This is a genomic window from Pirellulales bacterium (assembly GCA_019694435.1).
Taxonomy (GTDB): Bacteria; Planctomycetota; Planctomycetia; order Pirellulales; family JAEUIK01; genus JAIBBZ01.
This window is the reverse complement of the sequence record JAIBBZ010000028.1, coordinates 1-24983: the sequence shown is the minus strand read 5'-3', so window position 1 is coordinate 24983 and position 24983 is coordinate 1. Positions and strand designations below refer to the sequence as shown.

General features: G+C 66.6%; 17 protein-coding genes. 9 read left to right on the top strand and 8 right to left on the bottom strand.

All coding sequences use genetic code 11. The features are described 5' to 3' along the window. Positions 1-132: 132 nt before the first annotated feature. From K1X74_17805 to K1X74_17790, 4 genes are read left to right on the top strand one after another with little or no spacing between them, the layout of a single operon-like run. Positions 133-1263, top strand: a complete 1131-nt coding sequence (locus K1X74_17805; protein MBX7168196.1) for an ABC transporter permease — start codon at positions 133-135, stop codon at positions 1261-1263. Further along, complete coding sequence (locus tag K1X74_17800) at positions 1256-1957, top strand: ABC transporter ATP-binding protein (GenBank protein MBX7168195.1); 702 nt, start codon at positions 1256-1258, stop codon at positions 1955-1957. Before K1X74_17805 ends, K1X74_17800 begins: the two co-directional genes overlap by 8 nt. A gap of 35 nt (positions 1958-1992) precedes the next feature. Then, entirely contained in the window at positions 1993-2904 is a 912-nt protein-coding gene (locus K1X74_17795) for a hypothetical protein (protein MBX7168194.1), read from the top strand. A 19-nt stretch (positions 2905-2923) separates the two neighbouring features. Beyond that, positions 2924-3979, top strand: coding sequence for a Gfo/Idh/MocA family oxidoreductase (locus tag K1X74_17790; protein MBX7168193.1), 1056 nt, complete (start codon positions 2924-2926; stop codon positions 3977-3979). A 7-nt stretch (positions 3980-3986) separates the two neighbouring features. Here K1X74_17790 and K1X74_17785 read toward each other — a convergent pair whose 3' ends face one another. After that, positions 3987-5003 (bottom strand): DUF5050 domain-containing protein, encoded by a 1017-nt coding sequence (locus K1X74_17785; protein MBX7168192.1) that lies wholly within the window; start codon positions 5001-5003, stop codon positions 3987-3989. 272 nt (positions 5004-5275) lie between these two features. Here K1X74_17785 and K1X74_17780 point away from each other — a divergent pair, with 272 nt between their 5' ends. Beyond that, entirely contained in the window at positions 5276-7612 is a 2337-nt protein-coding gene (locus K1X74_17780; GenBank protein ID MBX7168191.1) for a redoxin domain-containing protein, read from the top strand. Between the two features lie 9 nt (positions 7613-7621). Here K1X74_17780 and K1X74_17775 read toward each other — a convergent pair whose 3' ends face one another. Beyond that, positions 7622-8563 carry a bile acid:sodium symporter family protein gene (locus K1X74_17775; GenBank protein ID MBX7168190.1) on the bottom strand — a complete coding sequence of 314 codons (942 nt, stop codon included), beginning with the start codon at positions 8561-8563 and terminating at the stop codon, positions 7622-7624. A 121-nt stretch (positions 8564-8684) separates the two neighbouring features. On the opposite strand from K1X74_17775, the gene K1X74_17770 reads away from it, so the two are divergent. Continuing rightward, positions 8685-9920, top strand: a complete 1236-nt coding sequence (locus K1X74_17770) for a glucose-1-phosphate thymidylyltransferase (GenBank protein ID MBX7168189.1) — start codon at positions 8685-8687, stop codon at positions 9918-9920. 162 nt (positions 9921-10082) lie between these two features. Then, positions 10083-10955: a methylenetetrahydrofolate reductase [NAD(P)H] gene (gene metF / locus K1X74_17765; GenBank protein MBX7168188.1), complete on the top strand. Its 873-nt coding sequence runs from the start codon at positions 10083-10085 to the stop codon at positions 10953-10955. A gap of 47 nt (positions 10956-11002) precedes the next feature. On the opposite strand, the gene K1X74_17760 is transcribed toward metF, so the two are convergent. After that, positions 11003-13006: a sigma-70 family RNA polymerase sigma factor gene (locus K1X74_17760; GenBank protein ID MBX7168187.1), complete on the bottom strand. Its 2004-nt coding sequence runs from the start codon at positions 13004-13006 to the stop codon at positions 11003-11005. 138 nt (positions 13007-13144) lie between these two features. Here K1X74_17760 and K1X74_17755 point away from each other — a divergent pair, with 138 nt between their 5' ends. Together K1X74_17755 and K1X74_17750 are read left to right on the top strand one after the other, a co-directional pair. Further along, positions 13145-14746, top strand: coding sequence for an acyl-CoA carboxylase subunit beta (locus tag K1X74_17755; protein ID MBX7168186.1), 1602 nt, complete (start codon positions 13145-13147; stop codon positions 14744-14746). A 73-nt stretch (positions 14747-14819) separates the two neighbouring features. Continuing rightward, positions 14820-15611: an enoyl-CoA hydratase/isomerase family protein gene (locus K1X74_17750; GenBank protein MBX7168185.1), complete on the top strand. Its 792-nt coding sequence runs from the start codon at positions 14820-14822 to the stop codon at positions 15609-15611. Between the two features lie 75 nt (positions 15612-15686). On the opposite strand, the gene K1X74_17745 is transcribed toward K1X74_17750, so the two are convergent. The 5 genes from K1X74_17745 to K1X74_17725 all read right to left on the bottom strand — a co-directional run. After that, on the bottom strand, positions 15687-16445 hold the full coding sequence (locus K1X74_17745; GenBank protein MBX7168184.1) for a hypothetical protein: 759 nt from the start codon (positions 16443-16445) through the stop codon (positions 15687-15689). A gap of 24 nt (positions 16446-16469) precedes the next feature. Next, a complete protein-coding gene (locus K1X74_17740; protein MBX7168183.1) occupies positions 16470-17963 on the bottom strand; it encodes a terpene cyclase/mutase family protein in 1494 nt (497 codons plus the stop codon). Between the two features lie 206 nt (positions 17964-18169). Continuing rightward, the gene (locus K1X74_17735) at positions 18170-20209 is read right to left on the bottom strand and encodes a terpene cyclase/mutase family protein (protein MBX7168182.1); all 2040 of its coding nucleotides are present in this window, start codon (positions 20207-20209) and stop codon (positions 18170-18172) included. 924 nt (positions 20210-21133) lie between these two features. Next, entirely contained in the window at positions 21134-22639 is a 1506-nt protein-coding gene (locus K1X74_17730; GenBank protein ID MBX7168181.1) for a DUF1501 domain-containing protein, read from the bottom strand. Between the two features lie 5 nt (positions 22640-22644). Continuing rightward, positions 22645-24983, bottom strand: a 2339-nt coding sequence (locus tag K1X74_17725; protein ID MBX7168180.1) for a DUF1553 domain-containing protein, incomplete at its 5' end; no start/stop codon positions are given.

The window sequence follows — 24983 nt, the reverse complement described above, 5'->3', positions numbered from 1 at the left end:
TTTGTGGTGCTCGCGCGGACAAGCGCTCGGGAAGATACCGGCGCTCCAAGGCGGCGGGTTTTCGTCGCGGTGGCCGGGCGCGTAAGATGCTGTGCCGCGGCGTGCGACGAACGGTGAGGGAACGGACTGGCGATGACCTTTGTCGACCTGGTTTTCAAGAACGTCTGGCGCCGCCCGCTGCGCGCGGCACTGACCTTGGCGGGCGTGGCGCTGGCGATTGGCACCGTGATCGCCTTACTCGGCCTGGCCCAGCAATTCCACAGCGCCTTCGTCGAACAGTTTGCCCGGCGCGGGATCGACCTGGTCGTCGTTCGCGCCGGGATCGCTGAGAATGTCACCAGCTCGCTGAGCGAGACGCTGGCACCCCGCTTGGCGGCTGTGCCCGGTGTGGCGGGCGTCAATCCCGTGCTGATGGACATCGTGGCCTTCGAAGACCTGGACCTGTTCGGCGTCGTGGTCCAGGGCTGGGCGGCTGACAGCACGCTCTTCGACGGGCTGCGCTTCACGTCCGGCGCCCGGCTGGCCGCGGGCGATACGAAGAAAGTCGTGCTGGGCGCGGTCCTGGCACGCAACCTGGGAAAACAGGTCGGCGACCGCGTCGAAATCGTCGAGGACGAGCCGTTCGAAGTCGCGGGAATCTACGAAAGCTTCAGCGTCTTCGAAAACGGCGCGATGATCGTGTTGCTGCCCGAGCTGCAACGGTTGATGGACCGTGCCGGCCAGGTGACGAGCTTCGACTTGCAGGTGGCGGGCACTCCCGACGCCGCGGCCTTGGCCCGATTGGCGGCCGACGTCGAGCGTGTCGCCCCACAGCTCTCGGCGATGCCGACCGAGGAATTCGCTAATGCCAGCTCGCAAATCCGCCTGGCCGGAGGCATGTCGAAGCTCACTTCGATGATCGCCCTGATCGTGGGCACGATCGGCATGCTCAACACGATGGTGATGTCGGTCTTCGAGCGCACGCGCGAGATCGGCGCGCTACGGGCCATCGGCTGGCGCAAGCGACGCGTACTCGGCATGATCCTGGCCGAAAGCGTGCTCTTAGCCTTGGCGGGCGCTGCGGTAGGTGCGCTCGTCGCGCTGGCCGGCACGAGGTTGCTGCGGCTGCTGCCCGCGGCCAGCATGCTGACCGACGGCCGGCTGCCGCTGGAGGTCGTCGCTCAGGGCTTCGCCATCGCCGTCGTGGTGGGTCTGGTGGGGGGGCTGTTCCCGGCCTGGCGCGGCGCGCGCATCTTGCCAACCGAGGCCTTGCGCCATGAATGACCCCGCTCCGACGGTCGCTGCGACGATCAACGGCGCGTTGCTTGCGGCCCAGGCGCTGAGCAAGCGCTATCCGGACGGTGCCGTGCAGGCACTGATCGACGTCGACCTGGCCGTGGCGCCGGGCGAGTATGTGGCCATCATGGGTCCCAGCGGCAGCGGCAAGTCGACCCTGCTCAATATCCTCGGCGCGCTCGATCGGCCCGACGCCGGCGAGGTCTATTTTGAAGGCCAGCCGCTCTCGCAGTGCGAAAATCTCGATCGCTTTCGCGCGCAAAAGCTCGGCTTCGTGTTCCAATCGTTCCACCTGTTGCCAAACCTCACCGCGGCCGAAAACGTGCAGATCCCCATGTTCGAAGGCGGACTTCGCCGCCGCGAGCGCCAGACGCGGGCCGGCGAACTGCTCGGCGCGGTCGGCCTGTCGCATCGCGCCAAGCACCTGCCCAAGCACCTGTCGGTCGGCGAACGGCAGCGCGTGGCCATCGCCCGCGCGTTGGCTAATCGGCCGCGGCTGCTGCTGGCCGACGAGCCCACGGGCAATCTCGACTCGAAGAACGCCGCGGCCGTGCTCGATCTGTTGGACGACTTGAATCGGCGCCAAGGACTGACCATCGTGATGGTCACGCACGACGAAACGTTGGCGCAACGCACCAGCCGCGTGGTCCGAATGCGCGACGGCCGGATCGAATCTGCCTGACGCCTTCACGCGCCTGACCCCTGGGAACCACCGAGATGCGGGCCGTTATTCTAGGAATCGTTCTGGGCGCGCTGCCTGCCGTCACGGCGGCCGCCGCCGAGCCGGCCATCGCCGCCGGCAAACTGATCGTCGCCCACCGTGGCGCGAGCGGCTACCTGCCCGAGCATACGCTGCCGGCCTATGCCCTGGCGCATGCTCAGGGGGCCGATTACATCGAGCCCGACGTCGTGCTCAGCAAAGACGGCGTGCTCGTTTGCAACCACGACATCCACGCCGAGCTTACGACCGACGTGGCCGAACGATTCCCCGATCGTCGCCGCGCGGATGGGCACTGGTACTTTCTCGATTTCACCCTGGCCGAATTGAAGACTCTGGCAGTGCGCGGCCGCAAAGACCCGCCTGAGCCCGGCTACTCGATCCCCACGCTCGAAGAGATGCTCCTGTTGGTCCAACGGCTCAACGAACGCACAGGCCGCCGTGCCGGCACGATTCCCGAGCTGAAGTCGCCCGGCTGGCACCGCGCGCAGGGCGCGCCGCTCGAGCCGCCGTTTCTGGAGATGTACGCCCGATTTGGCTGTACGAAGCGGAGCGATAACGTCATCGTCCAGTGCTTCGAGCCCGATTCGCTGCGGCGGATGCGCGCAGAGTTGCACAGCGATCTGACGCAGCTCTTCCTGCTGCCCGGCCCCCTGCCCGAGGCGAAAATGGACGAGGTGGCCGCTTGGGCCGACATGCTGGGTCCCGCGCGGGCGGCGCTGGAGCGCGACGCGGCCAACCAGCTCGTGGCTGCGGCCCATCGCCACGGGCTGAAGGTGATCCCTTATACTTTTCAGCGGGATGCCGACGCCATCCGACGTTTTCTCTACGAGTTGGACGTCGATGGCGTATTCACCGATTTTCCCGACGTCGGAGTGGCCGCCCGCGCCGCCGGCGCCGCGAGCGATTGATCCGGCGGATTCAACCGACATGGCCACAGCGAGCTTGAACATCGGGATCGTGGGCTTGGGCGCCAACACGCGTCTGCGCCATCTGCCGGGCCTGCGGGCCATTCCCGGAGTCGAAATCGCGGCGGTGGTCAATCGCCGTCCCGAGTCGACCCGCGCGGCCGCGGCCGAGTTTTCCATTCCGCGCACGTTCGATCGCTGGGAAGACCTGGTCGCCGATCCGGCGATCGACGCCGTGATGATCGGCACCTGGCCTTATCTCCACTGTCCCGTCACGCTCGCCGCGCTGGCCGCGGGCAAACACGTACTGACCGAGGCACGGATGGCGATGAACGCGGCCGAGGCGCACCAGATGCTCGTGGCGAGCAACAAGCGTCCGGAGCTGACGTGCCAGATCGTGCCCAGCCCGTTCGGCTTGCGCGGCGATCGCCAGGTACGTCAACTGCTGGCCGCAGGCGCGCTGGGCACCCTGCGCGAAGTGGCCGTGCTGGGCGTCGGCGATGCGCTCGCCGACCCGCTGATGCCCTTGCATTGGCGCCAGGTCGGCGCGCTCAGCGGCCTCAACGTGCTCACCCTGGGCATCGTTCACGAAACGCTGTGCCGCTGGCTGCCCGATCCCGTGCGCGTCTTCGCGCAGATGCACGCCTTCATCTCCGAACGGCTCGATCCGGAGACGGGCCTGCGGCGCCGCGTCGGCACGCCCGACAGCGTGCAGGCGCTCGTGGCCTGGGACGATGGCGCGCGGGGCCTCTACCATTTCAGCGGCGTGAGCCATTTCGGCCCCGGCATGCAGATCCATCTCTACGGCAGCGAAGGCACGCTGCGCTATGAGCTGGCCCCGCACGAACGGCTGCTCTGGGGGCGCCGCGGCGACGCCCAACTGACCGAGCTGCCGCTGCCCAGCGAGGCCGAGGCGGGCTGGCGCGTCGAGGCCGATTTCGTCGCCGCGATCCGCGGCGAAAAGCCGGTCGAATACACCGATTTCGTCACCGGCGTGCGCTACATGGAGTTCACCGAGGCCGTGGCCCGCAGCGCAACCTCGGGCCAGGCAGTCGAACTGCCGCTGGGCGAGCCGTAGAGCGTCCTCACGCGTTGCCGCGCGTGGCTCCCTGGCGACGCCGGCGAATCAGCATCGACCCGGCAAACACGATCGCCACCCCGACCAGATGCGTGACGCTCGCCGGCTCCGGCACCGCGACGAGATCGAGTGCGTAGGCGACCTCGGTCACGTTGGGCACGGAGCTCACGGCCCCGGTGCCGTCCATACTGGCGTATTGAATTCCTCCGTGGGATTCGTCCGTCCAGTACACCTGCTGATTCATCAGATCGAGCGCCAGTTGCGCGGGGATCGCGCCAAAGGGCCCCGGGATCGAATACAGCGTCTCGACGCCGCTACCGTCGAGGTTGGCCCGTTGAATCAGCGACATGCTCGGCGCGCGCGAGCCGAAATACATCTTTCCGCCGGCGACATCCAAGGCCAGCCCGGTCACGTCCGACAACGTCAACAGCGTTTCGGGACTCGATCCATCGAGGTTGGAGCGACGAATCTCGCCGGTCGCCGAATTGGTCCAATACATCTGACCGGCGCTCAGATCGAGATCCAGGGCGTAAACGTCGCGTTCGCTGGTGCGCAACGTCTCCTGGTTCGAGCCGTCGAAATTCGACCTGCGAATCGTTTGGCCGATGGCGTCGGTCCAGTAGAGCTTTTCCGCCCCGTTGTCGACGGCGATATCGAAAATCGCCATCCCGCCGTCGTCGACGATGGTCGTAATGCCGGTGCCATCGAGATTCGACCGGTAGATCTTGTTGGGCACCGATTCGCCGATGTAGCCCAGGTCCCAGTCGGAGAAATAAATCTCGTTACGCGGGGCGTTCACTTTCAAGGCCGTGCCGAAAATCCCCTGCGTGACGAGCGTCGTTTGGCCGCTCCCGTCGGGCTGGATTCGTTCAATCGTCGCCGGTTCGTTCGCCGTGTAGTAATAGACGTCCAACGGGCCCGCGACGACGACACCAGGGCTCGACAAGAAATGGGACGTCCCACTCAGCGCCAGGACGAGCACACTGCTCTTCATGGCGAGTTGCAACTGATCACGGCGATTCACGAGCGTTCCCCTTTTTTTTGCGAGTCAAAGGCTGGTGGGTCCCGATTGTATGCCGGCGCCACAGCGACATCTTGCGTCGCCGGCACAGGCCGTCGCGGGGCTATTTTGAGTAAATCAACAAGAACGAGCCCGAGAGGACACCTTTACGCAGGAATCTTTCCGGAAACTCGCGACCGCCTGCGGCAAGATTCGCTTGGCCCCGGCGAATGCTCCCTTGGCGTCATGCAACGCCGTTTCGATGCCTCGGCCTCGTGGATTCTGGGAGAATCGCCATGCACAAGGTGCTCGCGCTGCTAGCGGCTGGAACGACCTGGTGGGCCATCCTGGGCGTGAGCCCTGGGCTGCAGGCAGCGGAGCCGGAAGGGCCGGTCCGCGCGACGATCGACACGGCCACGCTGGGCCGCACGGTGGCCGAATTCCGTTTGCGAGACACGCAGGGCGCCTGGCACGCGCTGGCCGATTACTCCGACGCAAAGCTCGTCGTGTTGGCCTTCATCGGCACCGAATGCCCGCTCGTGCGACTCTATGCGCCGCGGCTGCGCGAACTGGCCGAACAATACGCGTCGCAGGGCGTGCAGTTCTTCGCGGTCAGTTCGAACCGGCAGGATTCGATCACCGAACTGGCGGCCTTTGCCCGCGAATCGGCGTGGCCATTTCCCGTGCTCAAGGACTTGAGCAACGAGTTGGCCGACCGCGTGGGCGCCGTGCGCACGCCGGAGGTGTTCGTGCTCGATGCCTCGCGGGCGATTCGTTATCGGGGCCGGATCGACGACCAGTTCGGCTTCACCGCGCAAGGGGCCAGCTACCATCGCCCCGAGCCGACGGTCCACGAGCTGGCCCTGGCCATCGAGCAAGTACTGGCCGGCGGCGCCGTGGCCACACCGCAAACCGACGCGCCAGGCTGCCGCATCGGGCGCATCGCCGAGCCCCAACCGAACGCAGAAGTGACCTATAGCAACCAGATCGCGCGGCTGTTGAACGAGCGCTGCGTGTCGTGCCATCGACCAGGTCAAATCGCGCCCTTTGCGCTGACCGACTACGAAGAGGTCGCCGGTTGGGCCGAGATGATCGGCGAGGTCGTGTCGAACGGGCGGATGCCCCCCTGGCATGCAGACGAGGGCATCGGCCACTTTGCCAACGCAGCCCGCTTGAGCGCCGCAGAAAACGAACTTGTCGAGCGCTGGGTCGCCGCCGGCGCGCCGGAGGGAGATCGTAGCGATCTGCCTCCGGCGCCGGCGCTCCCCGTCGGCTGGAACATGCCGGAGCCCGACGAGGTGCTGTACATGGACGACCAACCGTTCGAGGTGCCGGCCAACGGCGTGATCGAATACCAGGAGTTCGTCGTCGATCCCGGCTGGAAGGAAGACCGCTGGATCCAGGCCATCGAAGCGCGGCCAGGCAACCCCGCGGTCGTGCATCACATCCTCGTCTTCGTCCTGCCGCCGCAAAAGTTCGTCCGCGAATTCCCCGGCCGCCCGAAGAGCGATTGGCTGACCGGCTATGCCCCCGGGCTGCGCCAAGAGACCTTGCCCGAGGGTTGGGCGCGCTTGGTCCCCGCCGGCGCGAAATTGGCGTTTCAAATGCACTACACACCCAACGGTGCGGCACAAACCGACCGCAGCTACCTGGGCGTGAAGTTCGCCGATCCGCAAAAGGTGAAGCAGGAGTTGATCGTGGCCAGCGCGGCCAACTACGAATTCGCCATCCCGCCGGGCGAGGCCGCACACCGCGTCGAGGCGAGCTACACCTTCGGCCGCGACGCGCTGCTGGTCTCGCTGATTCCGCACATGCACCTGCGCGGCAAGGATTTCCTCTACGACGCCGTGTATCCCGACGGTCGGCGCGAGCGGCTGTTGTCGGTCTCGCACTACGACTTCGGCTGGCAGACGATCTACCAGCTCGACGAGCCGCGGCGGATGCCGGCCGGGACGAAGCTGGAATGCGTGGCGCACTTCGACAACTCGCCGGAGAATCTGAACAATCCCGATCCGCAGGCGACCGTCACTTTCGGCGAGCAGACGTTCGACGAAATGATGATCGGCTTTTTCGAGATGGCGCCGCTCGACGCCGTGGTCGACGGTCGCCCGGCCCGGCTGTCGCGCGTCGACGAGTTTCGCCAATTGATCGCCGCGGGGGCAGTCCAGCTCAGCGACCGGCAGCGTGCGTCGTTCGGCAAAGCGCTCACCTCGGAAGGGGCGTTCGTCCAATCGGTGATGTCGATCGCCGGCTTGCTGCCTCAGGTCGATCGGGTGTGCGTCACGATCGTCGAACCGCCCAAGCTGCGGCTGGCGGCCGTCATCGAGCGCCCCCCGTTCGATAGCGACTGGGACTGGAACAGCGTCACCGCGCCCGCTGCCAACGAGCGGCTCGTCGAAATTGCCGCCGGTGAGACGTCCGTCGTGCTGGACAACCTGATCGAGCAGCCGCGGGGGATCGCCCGACACATGGGCAAGCACGGGCTGCAATCGAGCCTGCACGTGCCCATTCGCCTTGGCGACAAGCAGGGAACGCTCAACCTATGGAGTCTCGAACGTCAGGCGTTTCCGCCGGAGGCCGTGAAACTGGCCGAAGTGATGGCCCGGCTGATGTGCGAACCGAACGGCAAATGAGCGCAGGACTCAGACCGCGGGCGCCGGCGCCAACGGGATCCGTTGCCAGATCCGCGCCAGGAGCGTGCCAGTGAACATGCAGCCGAACGCGTACAGCGCGCAGCCGACGGCGGCCGTCTCGCTGTGCAGCACGGTCATGGCGAGCATTGTGCCCAGGCCCGCGTTCTGCATGCCGATCTCGAGCGTCAACGCGCGACAGGTGGCGGTCGTCATGCCTACGGCGCGGCCGGCGTACCAGCCGGCCAGATAGCCGAGCAGGTTGGTGCCTAACAGGGCCGTCCAGAGCCGCGGTTCGAAGTGGTGCAAGCGATCGCGATTGGCCCCCACGACGATGGCGATCACCCAGAGAATCGTCACGCTGGCGCCGATCTCGGCCGCGCGGCCCGAGGCCTGCTGCCAGGCGGGGCGGAGCCGGGCCAACTGGTGCCCCACGAGCACAGGCCCCACGACGGTCCAGCTCAGCTTGATAAACGTGGCCCAGGCGTCGATCGCCACCGACTCGCCAAGACACAACGCCAACAGCGCCGGCACGGTCAGCGGCGAGACCAACGTCGATGCCGTGGTCAAACTGATCGAGTAGCTCACATTGCCGCGGGCCAGCAGCGTCAGCACGTTCGACGCCATCGCCCCCGGCACGCAACCGGCCAGAATGACGCCCGCGCGCAGCTCACCCTCGAGTCCGCACAGCGCAGCCATCAGCACCGCACCCAGCGGCATGGCGCCGTATTGCACGAGGGCACCGAACACCACCAGCGGCCAGCGCGCGATGACCTGCGTGAATTCGTCGCGCGGCAGCAGCCAGCCGATCAAGAACATCGTCACGGCCAACAGCACGTCGAGGCCTTGCTTGCCGGCCAGGAACGGATCGGGCAGCGCTGAGAACCAACTCGGCCAGACATAGGCCAGCGCGGACAGCGCCACCAGCCAAACGAGGAGCAATTTTTGAAACATCCTGCGCCGCGTCCGCCTGCTGTAGAGCCCCTGTTTCCGGCGTGACCTATGGTAGGATATGCCGCCGCTGGAGGGCATGCCTCCGGTGGCGCTGGCGGGACCTTGTTGCGGTTTGGAACCCATGAAGATCGTCCTGTTCGAAGACGACCACGTGCGGCAGCTCTACCCGGTGACGTTGAGCCGGCCGGCGTTCGGGATTTCCGTGGGCGGCGTGCGATTAATCGACCTGGCCCTCGCGCTTTCGGACAACGTGACCTGCGTGGTCCGCCCGCATTTGCGCGACATGTACGAGGCCGACTATCCGCACCATGCGCCGGCGCCGGTCCAGGGTCAGCAGCGGCTGCTGATCAACGCGCGGCTGGTGCCCTCGCTCGAGGCGCAGCGCGTGCTGCAAGCGCTGATCCGCGCCGGTCGCCCGGCGTTGCTCACCTCGGGCGGGCTGATCGCCGCGGCATTGCTGGACGCGGACCAACCGCTGCCGATGATCGATCCGACGCAAGAAGCCGTTACCCAGTTGCTTGAACATCTGCAATTGCCGGTGCAGGCAGGCGAACTTCCCTTGCTCGCCTATCCTCACGAGATCGTCAAGCACAACATGGCCCTGATCGGCCCCAACACCGAGGCCCGGCTGGCCGCGGGCGGTTTCGAACAACGGGGCGACGGATTCTTTGTGGCCCCCGGCGCCGAGATCGGTGCCTATGTGACCACCGACACGACCAAAGGCCCGATCGTCGTCGAGGCCGGCGCGCAGATCGGGCCCTACTGCTTCCTCCGTGGCCCCGTGCACATCGGGCCTCGGGCTCGCGTCATCGAGCACGCGGCGATCAAGGACGGCGTCTACCTGGGCCACACCACGAAGATCGGCGGCGAGATCGAGGCCTCGGTCGTCGAGCCGTATACGAACAAGCAGCACCACGGCTTCCTGGGCCACAGCTACCTGGGCAGTTGGATCAATCTCGGCGCCGGCACGGCCAACAGCGACCTGAAGAACACCTACGGCCAGGTGAACATGGAGTATCAAGGCCGCAAGGTGTCGACGCGGATGCAGTTCATCGGCTGCATTGTCGGCGATTACGCCAAGACGGCGATCAACACGGCCATCTTCACCGGCAAGACGATCGGCGTCTGCAGCATGGTCTACGGTTTCGTCACGACCAACGTGCCGAGCTTCGTCAACTACGCGCGCTCGTTCGGCCAGGTGAGCGAAACGCCGGTCGACGTGATGGTCGCTACGCAGGCCCGGATGTTCGAGCGCCGCAGCGTGGCCCAGCGCGAGTGTGACAAGCAGTTGCTGTACGCGATGTACGAACTGACGCGCAACGAGCGTCAATTGAGCGGCGACCCGCTGCAGTTCTGAGCGGCTCGGCCCGCCGCGAGTTCGCCGTGCTGGCGGCCGAACGCGAACGAAAACCGCCTCGCGAGCCATGCCGCGTTTGTCGTTCGTCTGCTAAACTGGCCGCTCGTTTCAGGGGGCCGGGGTCTGGCCGCCGCACCTGGTGGCCACAGGGAAATGATCGCGATGCGCGTCGGCGACGCTTTTGGTGCCGGCAAATTCGGCTTGTCATACGAGCTGTTTCCGCCGAAATCGCCCGCGGGCGAGACGGAGCTGTTCGGCCACTTGCGCGAGTTGATGGCCTACCGGCCCGACTTCGTCACTTGTACCTACGGCGCCGGCGGCTCGACCCGCGACAAGACCCTGGAGATCATCACCCGGGTGCGCGACGAACACCGCCTGAGCGTGGCCTCGCACCTGACCTGCGTGGGCTCGACCGTCGAGCAGTTGCGCGAGTATCTGGCCGAGGCGCGGCGCCGCGGCGTGGAAAACATCGTCGCACTACGGGGCGACCCGCCGCGCGGCGAAACCTCGTTCCGCCCGATCGCCGGTGGGTTTGCCTATGCCAACGAGCTGGTGGCGCTGATTCGCCGCGAGTTTCCCGAGTTCGGCATCGCCGTGGCCGGCTACCCGGAAACGCACGTCGAAGCCCCCAGCTCGGAAATCGACCTGCAAAACCTGGCCCGGAAAGTGGCCGCCGGCGGCGACGTCGTCATCACGCAGCTGTTTTATCGCAACGACGACTTCCTACGATTTCGCGATCGTTGCACGGCGGTCGGCATTCGCGTGCCGATCGTGCCGGGGCTGCTGCCGGTGACGAACCTGAATCAGATTCGCCGGATCACCTCCTTGTGCGGGGCGAAGCTGCCGGCCGAGTTTCTCGCGGCGCTGGAGCGCTGCGGCGACGATGAAACGGCACAGATCGACGCCGGCATCGACTTTGCCGCGCAGCAACTTTCCGAGTTGATCGCCGCGGGCATTCCCGGCGTGCACTTCTACGTGCTCAACAAATCGCAGGCCATGCGGCGAATCCTCGCCGCCGTGCCTCTGCCGCGTTAAACGCCGCGCGAGCGGCGCCACGCACGGGCGCCGCTCGCGCAACAAGCTTACGCGAACTCCGCTCCCTCGGCCTCGGAATGCTCGCTCGGATCGTAGCCGTCGACAAAGCCCGAAAGAATTCGGGCCCGGACCGGGTGCTGCAGCTTGCGGACGGCCTTGGCCTCGATCTGGCGGACGCGTTCGCGGGTCACCGAAAAGATCTTGCCAACCTCTTCGAGCGTGTAAGCGTAGCCATCGGCCAGACCGTAGCGCAGGCGGATGATCTCGCGTTCGCGATAGTTGAGCCCCTCGAGGATATCGGCGATGCGGTCCTTGAGGCTCTGCTGGTTGAGGTCGTGCAGCGGATCGACATCGCTTTCGTCCTCGACGAATTCGCCGAAGAAGCTGTCGTCGTGTTCGCCAATCGGCTGATCGAGCGAGAGCGGCTGCCGGGTCATCTTCAGCACGCACCGGGCTTCCTCGATCGACAGGCCCGCCGCGGTGGCGGTCTCTTCCACGCTCGGCTCACGGCCGTAGAGCTGGTACAGCTCGCGGGTCACGTTGCGCACGCGGCTCATCGTCTCGATCATGTGTACCGGCACGCGGATCGTCCGGCTTTGATCGGCGATCGCCCGGGTGATCGCCTGGCGAATCCACCACGTGGCATAGGTCGAGAATTTGAACCCCCGGGCGTGTTCGAACTTGTCAACCGCCCGCATCAGGCCGGTGTTGCCCTCCTGGATCAGGTCCAGGAAGCTCATCCCGCGATTGCGATAGCGTTTGGCGATCGACACGACCAACCGCAGGTTGGCGGCCGAGAGCACCCGCTTGGCGGCGTCGTAGCGGCGCTGATGCCCGATCGTCCGGTCGATGCGCTTCTTCAGCGTCGTGGGGCTTTCCAGCGTGGTCTTCATCAGGTACCGCAGCTCGCGGCGCAGATCTGCAAGCTGCGACGGCGAGCCGTGGATGGCCGCGAGTTCCTGGATCTGGCCGAGCAGGTTGCTCATCCGCGCCGAGATCTGCTGCAGGCGTTCGAAGATCGGCTGCAGGCGCTCGGTGCGGAGGCCCAGCTCCTCGATCAGCCGCACGGCCTTGTGGCGCCGCAACACGAGCCGGCGCCAAGCGTCGCGGCGCTCGCGGTGCTTGTGCGACCGCGACACCGCCACGCGAAAATCGCGCACGTTCTGTGCCAGCAGATGATCGATCGTCCGCAGATTCGGGCCTAGCAGGCCCATCACCTGTTTCTTTTCCGCGGCGTCGGTCACCGAAACGTCGACCGTCCGATCGAGCCGCAGCTCGCCGCGCTGCATTTTCTTGAGCAGCGTCACGGCGCCTTGCAGCAGGTAGTCGCTGGCCAGCATGCCGTTGCGGAACAACCGCCGGGCCTTTTCGATCTCCTTGGCCGCCGAGATCTCTTCGTGGCGGTTCAGCAGCGAGATCTCGCCCATTTGCATCAGGTAGATGCGCACGGGGTCGTCGATGCGGTCGTCGTTGCCCGTGTCGTCCGCTTCGAGCGACTCTTCGACTTCTTCTTCGTCTTCATCGGCCGCGTCGCGTGCGCGTCCGTTGACGACCGGCACGACTTCTTCGTCGACCGGTAGCCCTTCGACCGCGGCAAAGTCTTCCAGGCTCACTTCGTCGTCGATCACAAAGGGGTCGTCGGCCGTGGCGCGGGACTTGGGCTTCCGGCCCGTCGGCGCGGCAGGCTTCGTGGCTGCCGCCGGATTGCTCTTCGGTAGGGTCTTGGGCTTGGGCTGCACTTTGCGTGAAACCGGGGTACCGTTCTTGCGCGTCGCCTTGGACAAGTGCCGCTCCTTTTCGCGTCGTAAAGCTCTTCGTGCGAAACCACGGAGACGCTTCCCTGGGGAAGCACACCCAATGCCGGCTGTCGCCGCCCCCGCGGGCACGCCGCCGACCACACACCGTAAACGTCTTGCACAAAAAGACTTACGACACACCCCACAGAACAGGGTTCGGGCACCGCTCGCCGCGGGGTGTTGCTCGGGGGCAACGGCGCGCTGCGCCGGCGTTGCCTTTCGGCGACGCCGTCGCCTCCGGGCCACCGCTCCCATACCGCCTGCGCGCAAACTCAATAAGATGGCTGGTTCGGTCGTTGCCCCGGGCACCCGGCCGGTCGATACGCCGCGCACCCCCACTCCCCTACCCCCCCTTTACGCATGGCCACCACTGCCTCGACGCCGTCCGAAACGATGTATGCCCTCGTCCAGCGCTTTGCCCAAGACGAGGCGCGATTGCGGCTGGGCGGGGGGCCCAAGGCCATCGAACGGCAGCACGAAAAGAAACGCCTGACCGCCCGCGAAAGGATTGACCGGCTGATCGATCCCGGCACGGGCTTTCACGAAATCGGGCTATGGGCCGCCTTCGAGATGTACGACGAGCACGGCGGCTGCCCGTGCGGTGGCGTGGTTTGCGGCGTGGGCACCGTCTGCGGGCGGCGCTACATGATCATCGCCAACGACGCCACGGTGAAAGCCGGTGCGTTTTTTCCCACCACGACCAAGAAAGTGCTGCGGTCCCAAAAAATCGCAATGCAGAATCGCTTGCCGCTCATCTACCTGGTCGATTCGGCGGGGGCCTTCCTGCCGTTGCAGGAAGAAGTGTTTCCCGACGAGGACGACTTCGGGCGGATTTTTCGCAACAACGCCGTGATCTCGGCCAGCGGTCTCGGCCAGATCTCGGCCATCATGGGCAACTGCGTCGCTGGCGGCGGCTATTTGCCGGTGCTCTGCGACAAGCTGCTGATGACCGAGGGCTCGGGCCTGTACCTCGCCGGGCCAGCGCTGGTGCGCAGCGCCATCGGTCAAAAGGCCTCGCACGAGGAGCTGGGCGGCGCGGAAATGCATGCCCAGATCAGCGGCACGATCGACTATCGCGACCCGACCGACGAGGCCTGCCTCGAGCGGCTGCGACGGATCGTGGCGTTACAGGCGCCCGATCCCGAGACGCCTCCGGCACCGTACCGGCGCGCCGCCAGCACGCCGCCCGGGCGCCCCGACACGGACCTGTACGACCTCGTTCAGCCCGACGCCCGCAAAGAGTACGACGTTCGCGACGTGATCGACTGCATCGCCGATCGCGACAGTTTCGAGGAGTTCAAGCCGGAGTATGGCCAGTCGATGGTCTGCGGTACGGCCCGGATCGGTGGATTTTCCGTGGGGATCGTGGCCAACCAGCATCGCACGGTCAAACCGGCCGATGGCCCGATCCAATTTGGCGGCGTGATCTACGTCGATAGCGCCGAGAAGTCGGCGCGGTTCATCATGAACTGCAACCAGGACTGGCTGCCGATCATCTTTCTGCAAGACGTCAACGGTTTCATGGTCGGCCGCGACAGCGAACGCGCCGGCATCATCAAGGCCGGTGCCAAGCTGGTCAACGCGATCAGCAACAGCCGCGTGCCGAAGCTGACCGTGATCCTCGGCGGCTCGTTCGGCGCGGGCAACTATGCTCTCTGCGGCAAAGGCTTCGATCCGCGGCTGCTGTTCGCCTGGCCCAATTCGCGCACGGCCGTGATGGGCGGCGACCAGGCGACGGGCACCCTGCTCGAAGTGGCCATCAAGAGCCTCGAACGCCAGGGCCATAAGGCCGATGCCGCAGAGCTCGAAGCGATGCGGTCGAAGATCAAGGCCGAGTACGATCGGCACATGGACGTGCGCTACGGCGCCGCCCGGCTGTGGGTCGACAAGATCATCGACCCGGCCCGCACGCGCGACGAGCTGGTCTGGGCCCTGGAAACCTGCACCCGGCACGTCCCTGACGAACCGTTCAAGCTCGGCGTGTTCCAGGTCTAGCGGCGCAGCGATGGCATACGACAGCGATGCCGCGTCCCGTAACGGAACGGCCCACGGCAACGGAGTGAGACCGATGAGCGAGCCCTTGGTGCGGTTGCACATCCAGGTACCGGTGGCCACCATCACCCTCAACCGTCCCGCGCAGCGCAACGCGCTCAATGCGGCGCTGGTGAGCGAGCTGTCGCAGGCGCTTGGCGACTTGCATCAGGAGCGTCGCGTCAAGGCGGTCGTGCTGGCCGGGGCAGGCCAGGCGTTTTCGTCGGGCACCGATCTGCGCGAGATCGCCGCCGACCAGGGCGCGGAACACCCGCCCGGCCACTGGGGCGACGAAGCGGCAACGCTCGTCGAGTTGCTCGAAGACCTGTTGCGGTTTCCCAAGCCGCTGGTGGCCGCCGTGGGCGGGCCGGCCCTGGGTACAGGGCTGGCGCTGGTGCTCGCGTGCGATCTGGTCATCGCCGCGCCGGGCGCGCAATTCGGTGCGCCCGAGGTTCACCGCGGCCTGGTGGCGGGCGTCGTGGCACCTTTGCTCGCCTTTCGCTGCGGCGCGGCGGTCGCCGCGCGGCTGCTAATCACCGGCGAGCCGCTCTCGGCCGACGAGGCGCGCACGCTGGGCCTGGTGAGCCGCATCGTCGAAGCCGGCGATCTGCTGCCGCAGGCCGGCGAAATGGCCCAGCGATGCGTGCAGGGCCCGCGCGAAGGCCTGCAGATGGCCAAGCGGCTGTTGAACGAGACGATCGGCGAACAACTGCCGGCGCTCTTGGCGTCGGGCGCCGCGGCCAGCGCCACGGCCCGTACGACCGAAGCCGCCGCCGAAGGCGTAAAGGCATTCCTCGAAAAGCGCCCGCCGGTCTGGCCCGCGGGCTGAGATGGCGACGCCCTGTCGTGCAATTTCATCGCCGGTGCGCGAGTGCTTTTTCCGGTCGAGCCGGCACGCGACGCTCTACCACATCCGCGCGGTCTGGAGATCGGCGGCCGTCAGGCGGCCGTCGTGCAGCGCCGATGCCACGAGCGCGCAATCGCAGCCCGTCGCGGCCAGCAGGCGCAAATCGTCCAGACTGCGCACGCCGCCGCCGGAGGTCAGCTCGAGCTGCGGGTACTGGGCGTCGATCCAGGTGCATAACCCGTCGGTGCCGGTGCCCTGGTTCATGCCGACCTGCGCCAGATCGAGCACGATCAGCCGCATCACGCCCAGCGTGACGGCGGCCTCGACGATCTGCTGAGGCGACAGACCGTACCAGCCCGTCGCGCCGGCAGGCACGAGCGGCTGGCCGCCTTTCAAGTCGAGGCTAAGCACCAGCCGGCGCGACTCGACACAGTCGAGCAACTCGGCCAGTTGGGGCGGGCCGCTCAACGATTCGAGGCCCGCGATGATGCCCGTCAGCGGCGCCCCTGCATCGGCCAAATCGACCAGCCGCCGCGCGCGCTCGACGCCGGCCAAACCGCAGTCGAGCCACAGGTCGAGCCCGGCGCCGGCGATCTGGCCAAAGCACTCCCACGCGGGCTCGGCGCCGGCGATCGCGTCGAGATCGGCCACGTAGACGGTGTCGACATCCAATTGCTCGACCAGCGCCGCGGCCATATCGGCTGGCGCAGCGGTCGGGCAGAGCACGCTCTCCACGGGACGGTACGTATCGCGATAGCCCGCGATGGCATGCACCACCTGGCCCGACTTGAGATCGATGACGGGAAGGACGCGCATGGCGAGCGGCTCGTGACGCGCAGGCTACCGGCCGAGAACGCTCTCGGTGCGGTACAGCGGTAGATAACGGTAATACACTTCGAGCGTCATCACGGCCAGTGCCGTGCTGAACAACCGGCCGCCTTTCTCGCACTTGCCGCCGCTGAAATACCAGCTTCCCGATTCGTGCCCCTCGGTGGCCTGCGTCTGCAGCAACAGCGGCTTCATGGCGGCGTTCCAGGCCTGCCAGCGCGGGCCGCCATGATGAAACAGGACCTGCGTGGCGTAGTAGTTGAAGTACATGTTGTCGCTGGCCGGACCGAGGCCCGAGAGATATTCGCAGCCGGCCACGAGGCCTGGATCGTCGCGGCGGCAGCCGGCGAACATGCGGCACAGCAGCCCCACGGCGGTCATGGTCTCGGTGCCGCTGCCGTCCTGATAGCCGTAGCGCGCGCCGCGCTCGCCCTGCACCGAATCGAGAAAGCGCGTGGCACGTTCGAGCGTCTGCGGCGGGATCTGCCGGTAGCCCAGCTGCGCCGCCTTGAGCGCCATGAAGTGCCAGCCGGTCACGCTGAGATCGCCCGGCTGGCCGGGCGTATAGCGCCAGCCGCCGCCACCTGCGTCCTGGGCATAGACCATGAAGTCGACCGCTTGCTGCGCGAGCTGGCCCAGCGCTGGATCGTCGGACAAGGCAAACGCCTCGCACAAGGCCCAGGCCGCCAACGCGTGGCCATACATCGAACCTTCGCGAAGATCGCCGCCTTGCGGCGTGACCAGCGTGTGATTGCCGAGATAGTAAAGGCCCTGGCGAACGACGTCTTGATACTCGCCTGCCAGGTGGGTCTGTCCTGCGCCGAGAAACGCCAGCAACGCCACGCCCGTCGCGCCGGTCGTCGACGGCGACTGGCCCGGATTGCGGCACATGCCCCGACAGGGACCTTTCGTATGGTCGAAGTCCCAACCGCCGTCGGGCTGCTGATGTGCGGCCAGCCAGCGCAGCCCGCGCGCGACGGCCTGCTCGCTGGCGCCATCGCCTCCGCCGGCCGCCACGAGTCCGCCGCGGGCATCGGCCCCACGCCCTTCGAGACCGCCGCCGCGCCGACTCACCAATTGCCCGCGGCCCGCCGGCGCGCCGGCCGTCAGATCGAGCTCGCCGCTGTTCGGCGTTTCGGCCTCGGCGGCATCGTCCGCGTCAGGGCCCGGCACGCTTAGCAGCGTATCGGGCGCTGCCTGGAGCGCGTCGCCGGTCAAATTCTCGACGTCGATGTCGAGCAACGGCCCGTCCCCCTGCGGACCTTCGAGTTCGGCGGATTCCGGCGTCAGGTGCACGGTCAGGGATTTGTTCGCCACGGGCGCGCGCACAGCCAGAGTGATCAGCGCCGCAACCAGCAGTGCCAGCGTGTGAAACAAGCAACTCGTGGCAAAGCTCGTAAAGCGATGGCTGAACAGCCCACCCAGCAACGCCTGGAGCGCGCGCCCGGCGGCACCGCGCCAACGTCGCCCTGCGCGCGCGGACGGCACCCCGATCGATGGCGGCACAGTAGTGGCTGGCGATTTCGGCATGGCGGGTCGCGCGCAACACAACGTTCCTGGGGCGGCGCAAGCGCGCAGCGCTCCAGCATGCGGAAATATAGGTCGCCCAGCGGCTTGTGCCGGATCGACCGGCTATGACGGCCGCCGTTACGATCGGCACGGCATGACCAGCCGCGCCCCAATCGAACCCCTGGGCAGATCGAGGCCCGCGCCTATTCGCCGCCGGCGGCGGCCGCGGGTTTGGGCGATTCTTCAGCCGCTTCGACTTCGCTCGCTTCCTCGCGATACAGCGGCAAGTACCGGTAATAAACCTCGAGCGTCATGATGCACATCGCCGTGACGTAGAGCCGTCCGCCGGCGTCGTTGTGCGGGCCGTCTTTGAAATACCAACTGCCGTCCTCGTGGCCTTCTCGCGATTGCGTATTGACCAGGTGATCGCGCATCACCGTGTTCCACTTGGTCCATTTCTCGCCACCCATATGGTGCATGACCTGCGTGGCGTAGTAGTTGTAGTAAACGTCGTCCTTCGCGGGACCCATCTGGCTGAGCCGCTCGACACCGCGAACCAGGGCCGGCTCATCTTTCTTCCAGCCCATGTACATCCGGCACAACAGGCCGATCGCCGTGGTCGAGGGGCGATTCTCCGGGCCCGTATAGCCGTACGCCGCGCCGCCGTCGGTCTGCGTCGTATTCAGAAAATTGGCGGCTCCGGCGATCACCGATTGCGGCACTTCCAGGTAGCCCATGTGTGCGCTGCGCAGCGCCATCAACTGCCAGCCGACGACCGAAGTGTCGCCCGGCTGCCGGGGACCATATCGCCAGCCGCCGCCGACCGGGTCCTGGGCATAGACGATGAAGTTCACCGCCTGCTGCGCGGCGTTGAACAGGTTGCGGTCTTCGGTCATCGCATACGCTTCACAAATGCAGATCGAACCGAGCCCATGCGAGTACATGCTGCCGCCGTCGATCAGCGAACCGCCGTTGGCGTCGACCTTCATGTTGTTGATCAGGTAGGCGAGCCCCGTCTGCACGACCTTCTTATACCGGCCTTCGCGATGCGTCGCGCCGGCGCCGAGGAAGGGCAACAAGGCGATGGCCGTCGCGCCGTTCTGCCCGTTGGCGATCTTGCCGTTCGACTTGCAGCGCCCTTGGCAGCGGCCTTTGTTGTGCTCGAAGCTCCAACTGCCGTCGGGATTCTGGTGTTCGGCCAACCACTTCAGCCCGCGCGCCACGGCATCTTCGCTTTGTTGATTGCCACCGCCTTGGGCCACCAGCGCCATCTTCGCCGCGCCGGCGCGGCCGCCCAGACTGTTCTTGTTCGTCGTGCCGACGGCCGACGACACCAGGTCGCTCGTCGCGACTTCGATCGGCCCGATGTCGGCCGTGGCTTCGATATTCGGCGCCGCGGCGCCCTCGTCGAGCATCTCCGTCACGTCGACCGATTCGGTGCCGACGACGTCCGAGCTCGCATCCACCGACTCGACCTGCTGTTCGACGTTCACATCGACCGGGGCCAACTCCTCCTCGGGCGCCAGCTCCTCGACTTCGGCCAACGACTCGGTGCGCAACGCCGTCAGGTCGGGCGCCAGTTCTTTGACCTGCTCCTGGATCGTCAGCAGACCGAGCATCAGCAGGATCGAGGCGTGCACGACCATGCTGGTGACCCAACCCGGTGTGGTCCGCAACCAGCCGCTTGCGTCGGACGATGCCGCGGCGACGTCGTCGGGCGTCAGCCCTGCGAAAACGCCGTGCACTGCCGGCCGCATCAGGTAGACGAACTGCAGCAGCGCATATCCCACCGAAAAAATGAGCGAGACGACAGTCGCCCCGACAAGCACGATCGAGGTCGCCGCAGCCCCGCCCGCGGCCGCGGGCGGCGCCAGGAACACCGCAACGAGCGTCAAGCCGTTCCAGGCGAGCCCCATGCCGATCTGATACAAGCAGTAGCCCAAGGCCAGCTTGCGGGCCCACGGGCGTAAGGCAAACATGCCGATGCCCGCGACGAGCAGCACGGCACCGCCGACGAAGCCCAGCGCATTGGCCGCGGTTTCAATGAATCCCAACACGCCGCCAGGATTGAATCGAGGCTTCACGGCACCAATCAAACCCAAGGCCGCTGCACACGTGCCGAACAATCCGCCCAGAATGTCGAACGCCGAAAACAGGGTCAGCCCTAACGGGCGGCGCGGCAATTCCAACGCCTCGACCTCTTCCACGACGAGTTCGGCCGCGCGCCCTGCCTGTGGTGCCACAGTCGTCTTGAGAGGCCGCTGCCCCGTCAGCGTCGAATCAGAAGATTGGACGATCGTGTCGTCTTTGGTTTGCGCAGGCGCGGCGCTGACGGCACGCGCCGCAGGATTGGAGACAACGGCAGCCGTCGGTGGTTTGGGCGGCGCGGGTCTTGCCGCGGGAGCGCCCGCGCTTGCAGGCGGCGGATTCTGCGGCAACTGCTTCGTAGCAACAGGTCGCGCTGGTGCCGTTTGCGCCGGCAAAGGTCTTGCCACGATGGGCTTCGCGGCGACAGCCTTGGCTGGTGCGTTGCTTACGGGTGCGGAACCTGCGGGTGCAGAGCCCGCTGCTACCGGTGCCACGGGGGGAGCGCCCCCGGGAACACCGCTCGCTGGCGGCTGGCCCGGCACGCGTTTGGCTGACTCGTCGGCCATGTCGATTGGCAGTTGCTACCGACTTCGATTTGCTCAGTAGCGCGCGAAAGACAGCTTGGCTTCGTGCTTGCGCGGGCCACCCGATGAAGTGCGCCCAGATTCGACGCAAACGACGCAACCTATTTAGCCTAACCGATTAGGCGTTCGCTACCAAACTCTCAAGTGCGATGTCCCTGCGCCGAACCGGTTTGCTCGAGAAGGTGCGGCGCGAACGTAACGAACGTGAGGATTCGCCGCCGGCCGAAGACTCAAGCCTCTCTTCAACTGAAGATGCCAATTCGACTTACGTGACGTACTTTCCTGGTTGCCAAACCATGGTGCAGTTGCCGAGTTTCACGCAAACCGTCTAGGCAGAGGCGAGTCTCCAGGCCGGCGACCGACCCGCGGGGGGACCTTGGCGAAAAGGTCCATCTTCAACTTCGCCGGCTGGGGCTGCCCTTATTCCCGGTTGCGACTGAAAAAAACCGGGCACCCCAGGGTGCTGGACCGACTCCTGCGCTGCTCGGCACGGACTCAGCTCAAGACCCCGTCGAGCACCGTGCCGTGGACGTCGGTAAGGCGGCGATCCAGGCCATTGTGGCGAAACGTCAGCCGGGTATGGTCGAGGCCCAACAGGTGCAAGATCGTGGCATGCAGGTCATAGACCGTGGCCACGTTTTCCACGGCGCGGTAGCCGAAATCGTCGGTCGCCCCATAGCTGAAAGGCGCTTTGACCCCGGCGCCTGCCATCCAAACCGTAAAGCCGCTGGGGTTGTGGTCGCGTCCTTGCACTCCCTTTTGAAACGTAGGCATCCGGCCAAACTCGGTTGTCCAGACGACGAGCGTCTCGTCGAGCAGCCCGCGCTGCTTGAGGTCGCGGAGCAATCCCGCGGCGGGCCGGTCGAGGATCGGTCCGTGCCGGTCGTAGTCGATCTTGAGCTGTTTGTGACCGTCCCAGTTGCCGACGCCTTCGCCCATCGCGTACGCGCCGTTGAACAATTGCACAAACCGCACCCCCTGCTCCAGCAGCCGCCGGGCCAGGAGACAATTGCGACCGAACCCCGCGGTCAGCGGGTTCGCGTCGTCGGTGGCATACAGGCGATGCGTCGCGGCGCTCTCTTCGGCAAGATTGCCGACGCGCGGCGCGCTCAATTGCATTCGGGCGGCGAGCTCGTAGCTCGCGATCCGAGCCGCCAATTGCGTGTCGCCGGGAAATTGCTCCAGGTGACGCTCGTTGAGCCGGGCCAGGAACTCGCGGGCAGCGCTATCGGCCTCGGGCGTGAATGCTTCGGGCCGGGCCAGGTTGGCGATCGGCTGCTCGGCGTTGAAGCTCGTCCCCTGAAACACGGCCGGCAGGAAACCGCTGGCCCAATTGCTCGGCCCGACCTGCGGGGCGCCGCGTGGGTCGGGAATCGCCACGAATGCTGGCAGATCCTCGGCCTCGGTCCCCAGGGCGTACGACACCCACGCGCCCATGCTCGGAAAACCTTCGAGCGTGAAGCCTGTGCTCATCTGCATCTCGCCCGGCCCGTGCGAGCTGGCCTTCGACGTGAGCGAATGGATGAAGCACATCTCGTCGACCAGCTCGCCCAAGTGGGGCAACAGATCCGAAATGTATTTGCCGCAGGCGCCGCGCGGGCGAAACGCATAGGGGCTACGAGCCAGGTTGCCGTTTTCGCCCTGAAAGGTGACCAGTTTCGCCTCGCCCGGCAGCGGCTGGCCGTCGCGCGCGAGCAACTCGGGCTTGTAGTCCCACGTGTCGAGATGGCTGCAGGCGCCTGAGCAGAAGATCAATAGCACCTGCTTGGCCCGGGGGGCGAAGTGCGGCACGCGCGCGGCGAGTGGCCGCGCCGGATCGATCGCCGGTCCTGCCGCCGCCGCGATCTCGGCGGCGAGCAACCGCTCGCGATGCAGCAGCGACGCCAGCGCAATGCCGGCCAACCCTTCGCTGCCGCCGGCCAGAAAGGCCCGGCGGTCCAGCAATCTCTGGCGCGTCGTCGCTCGCGGCGTTCCGTTCCTCGCAGGCTCGTTGCCGTGCATGGCGCTCACCGGACGTGCAAAAACTCGTTGGCGTTGAACAGTACGCGACACAACTGCACGAGCCCGTGCTGCTCGACAAGCTCGACCGATTCGGCGCGTTCTGCGCCCACCGGCGCCCGATTCAGCGCCAGCAGAAAGGCCGTGTCGACCTGTTGCTCGGTGGCATGGCCCGCGAGACCGGCCGCGCGCTCGGCGAAGAACTCGGCCTGCTGCACGATCAGCGGCCCGTTCAGCAGATTGAGCGCCTGCAGCGCTGTAGTCGATTGCAGCCGCCGGCCGATGCTCTGGCTCGCATCGGGGCAATCCAGCTCGCCGAACGTCGCGTCCTGCTGCATCCGCGGCTTGAACTGGTAGACCATGCGCCGCCAGGCGTCGGGCCCGAATTGCTTCCGCGGGATGTACACGTGAACGTACTTGTCGTTGGGCTCGAACACTTCGTAGCCGGGCCCGCCCATGCGCGTGTCGAGCTTGCCGCTGACGGCGAGAATCGCGTCGCGGATCGCCTCGGCTTCGAGCCGTCGCGGTGCATAGCGCCACAGCCAGCGATTGTCGGCGTCGATCGTCAGGGCCCGGGCATCAGGCTGGCTCGCCTGGCGATAGGCACTCGACAAGACCATCATGCGGTGCAGACGCTTGAGCCGCCAACCGCCGTCGACCAGCTCGGTGGCGAGCCAGTCGAGCAGCTCGGGATGCGTGGGGCGCCCGCCGTTGAAGCCGAAGTCGTTGGGCGTATCGACCAGCCCTCGACCGAAATGATGCATCCACAAACGATTGACCGCGACCCGCGCGGTCAGCGGGTTCGCCGGATCGCACAGCCAGCGGGCCAAGGCGACACGACGCTGAGCCTCGGTCAGGTCGGCCGGCAGCGACAGGGCCGGCGACACGGATTCGATGGCGCCCGGCGGCACTTCGGCTTGCGGCTCGAGCGGATTGCCGCGCCGCAGCCACCGCGTCGGCTCGGGCTGTGAAAACGTTCCGGCATAGACGGGCGTCCCGCCGGCAGTGGGCAACCCCGCGACGAGTTCGCCGCGTCGCTGCCGCAGCTCTGTGAGCCGCGCGAGCTGCTCGGGCGCGAGATCGTTTCGTGGCGGCTGCTCCGAGGTGGCCGCGGCACCGGCCAACGCGAGGCTCGACCGATCGTTCGACGCGGCCACGAGCGTCCACGTCTGGCCATCGTCGCTGGCTTCGATCCGGTAATCGACCGGCAGGCGGTCGGCAAAGCGACCCTCGCGATCGCGCGCCCATTCGACGCGCTCGATGGGCACCGGCTCCGACCATTCGATCTCGATGTATCCGCTGGGACCGCCGCAGATCCAGCTATGGTCGTTACCGTATTGCCCGTCGTTGACGTGCGCGAGGCGATGAATGGCCACGCCTTGAAAATCGCTCGAGGACGTCGCCTTGGCGCCTGCGCTGGCGAGCGCCACGTTGCGCGGCTGCGCCTCGGCGGTGAACACTTCGAGCTCGTCGAGGCACGGTTCGGACTGGTTCGCGGCGACGATGGTGAACCGCAGCCGCCGCGCCACGATCGGCGCGAATCGCTCGACGTTGTGTCGCGCATCGACCGCCGCGCGCCGGGGTGGACGGTCCGCGGGTGCTTGCGGGTCGGCCAGCGGCTCGAATTCGGCCAACTGGCGATCGATCGTGGCGATTTGCGCCCGGAGTTGCGGCTCCTCGCGCTCGCGGCGGCGGTAGTCTTCATCGCGCAAGGCGCGCTCGCCGTGATTCACGCCGGCAAACACCGCTTGCAGACGGTAGTAATCGAGCTGGGTCACCGCGTCGAACTTGTGATCGTGACAGCGCCCGCAGCCGACCGTGAGTCCGAGGAATGCCAGCCCGGTGGTCGACACCATGTCGTTCAGATCGTTCTGCCGCTGCTGCAACTGACCGTCGGGCGTCAGGTTGCCCACGGTGTCGTGCGTCCCCCCGACGAGAAACCCGGTCGCGGCGTCTTGCCCCGTCTGGTCGCCGGCGAGTTGCGCCAGGACGAACTCGTTAAACGGCAGATCGTCGTTACAGGCCGCGATGACCCAGTCGCGGTAGGGCCAGGCATTCGGTCGCGGTGTGTTGGTTTCGTAGCCGTTGGTTTCGCCAAAACGCACCACGTCGAGCCAATGCCGGCCCCAGCGCTCGCCGAAATGGGGCGAGGCCAGTAGCCGGTCGACCACGCGCTCGTAGGCGTCGATGCGCGGGTCGGCGACGAAGTCGGCGACCTCGGCGGGCGTGGGCGGCAATCCGATCAGATCGAAAGTGACGCGGCGGATCAGCGCAACGCGATCGGTCTCGGCTCTCGGGCGCAAATCGTGCTCACCCAAGCGGGCCAGCACGAAGCGGTCGATCGCGC

What these genes read in the sequence shown, in the direction of transcription:
- K1X74_17790 (MBX7168193.1), top strand. Translation starts at nt 2,924, where the DNA reads ATGGCCACAGCGAGCTTGAACATCGGGATCGTGGGCTTGGGCGCCAAC.
- K1X74_17775 (MBX7168190.1), bottom strand. Translation starts at nt 8,563, where the DNA reads ATGTTTCAAAAATTGCTCCTCGTTTGGCTGGTGGCGCTGTCCGCGCTG.
- K1X74_17770 (MBX7168189.1), top strand. Translation starts at nt 8,685, where the DNA reads ATGAAGATCGTCCTGTTCGAAGACGACCACGTGCGGCAGCTCTACCCG.
- K1X74_17745 (MBX7168184.1), bottom strand. Translation starts at nt 16,445, where the DNA reads ATGCGCGTCCTTCCCGTCATCGATCTCAAGTCGGGCCAGGTGGTGCAT.
- K1X74_17755 (MBX7168186.1), top strand. Translation starts at nt 13,145, where the DNA reads ATGTATGCCCTCGTCCAGCGCTTTGCCCAAGACGAGGCGCGATTGCGG.
- K1X74_17805 (MBX7168196.1), top strand. Translation starts at nt 133, where the DNA reads ATGACCTTTGTCGACCTGGTTTTCAAGAACGTCTGGCGCCGCCCGCTG.
- metF (MBX7168188.1), top strand. Translation starts at nt 10,083, where the DNA reads ATGCGCGTCGGCGACGCTTTTGGTGCCGGCAAATTCGGCTTGTCATAC.
- K1X74_17800 (MBX7168195.1), top strand. Translation starts at nt 1,256, where the DNA reads ATGAATGACCCCGCTCCGACGGTCGCTGCGACGATCAACGGCGCGTTG.
- K1X74_17780 (MBX7168191.1), top strand. Translation starts at nt 5,276, where the DNA reads ATGCACAAGGTGCTCGCGCTGCTAGCGGCTGGAACGACCTGGTGGGCC.
- K1X74_17795 (MBX7168194.1), top strand. Translation starts at nt 1,993, where the DNA reads ATGCGGGCCGTTATTCTAGGAATCGTTCTGGGCGCGCTGCCTGCCGTC.
- K1X74_17750 (MBX7168185.1), top strand. Translation starts at nt 14,820, where the DNA reads ATGAGCGAGCCCTTGGTGCGGTTGCACATCCAGGTACCGGTGGCCACC.
- K1X74_17730 (MBX7168181.1), bottom strand. Translation starts at nt 22,639, where the DNA reads ATGCACGGCAACGAGCCTGCGAGGAACGGAACGCCGCGAGCGACGACG.
- K1X74_17760 (MBX7168187.1), bottom strand. Translation starts at nt 13,006, where the DNA reads ATGGGAGCGGTGGCCCGGAGGCGACGGCGTCGCCGAAAGGCAACGCCG.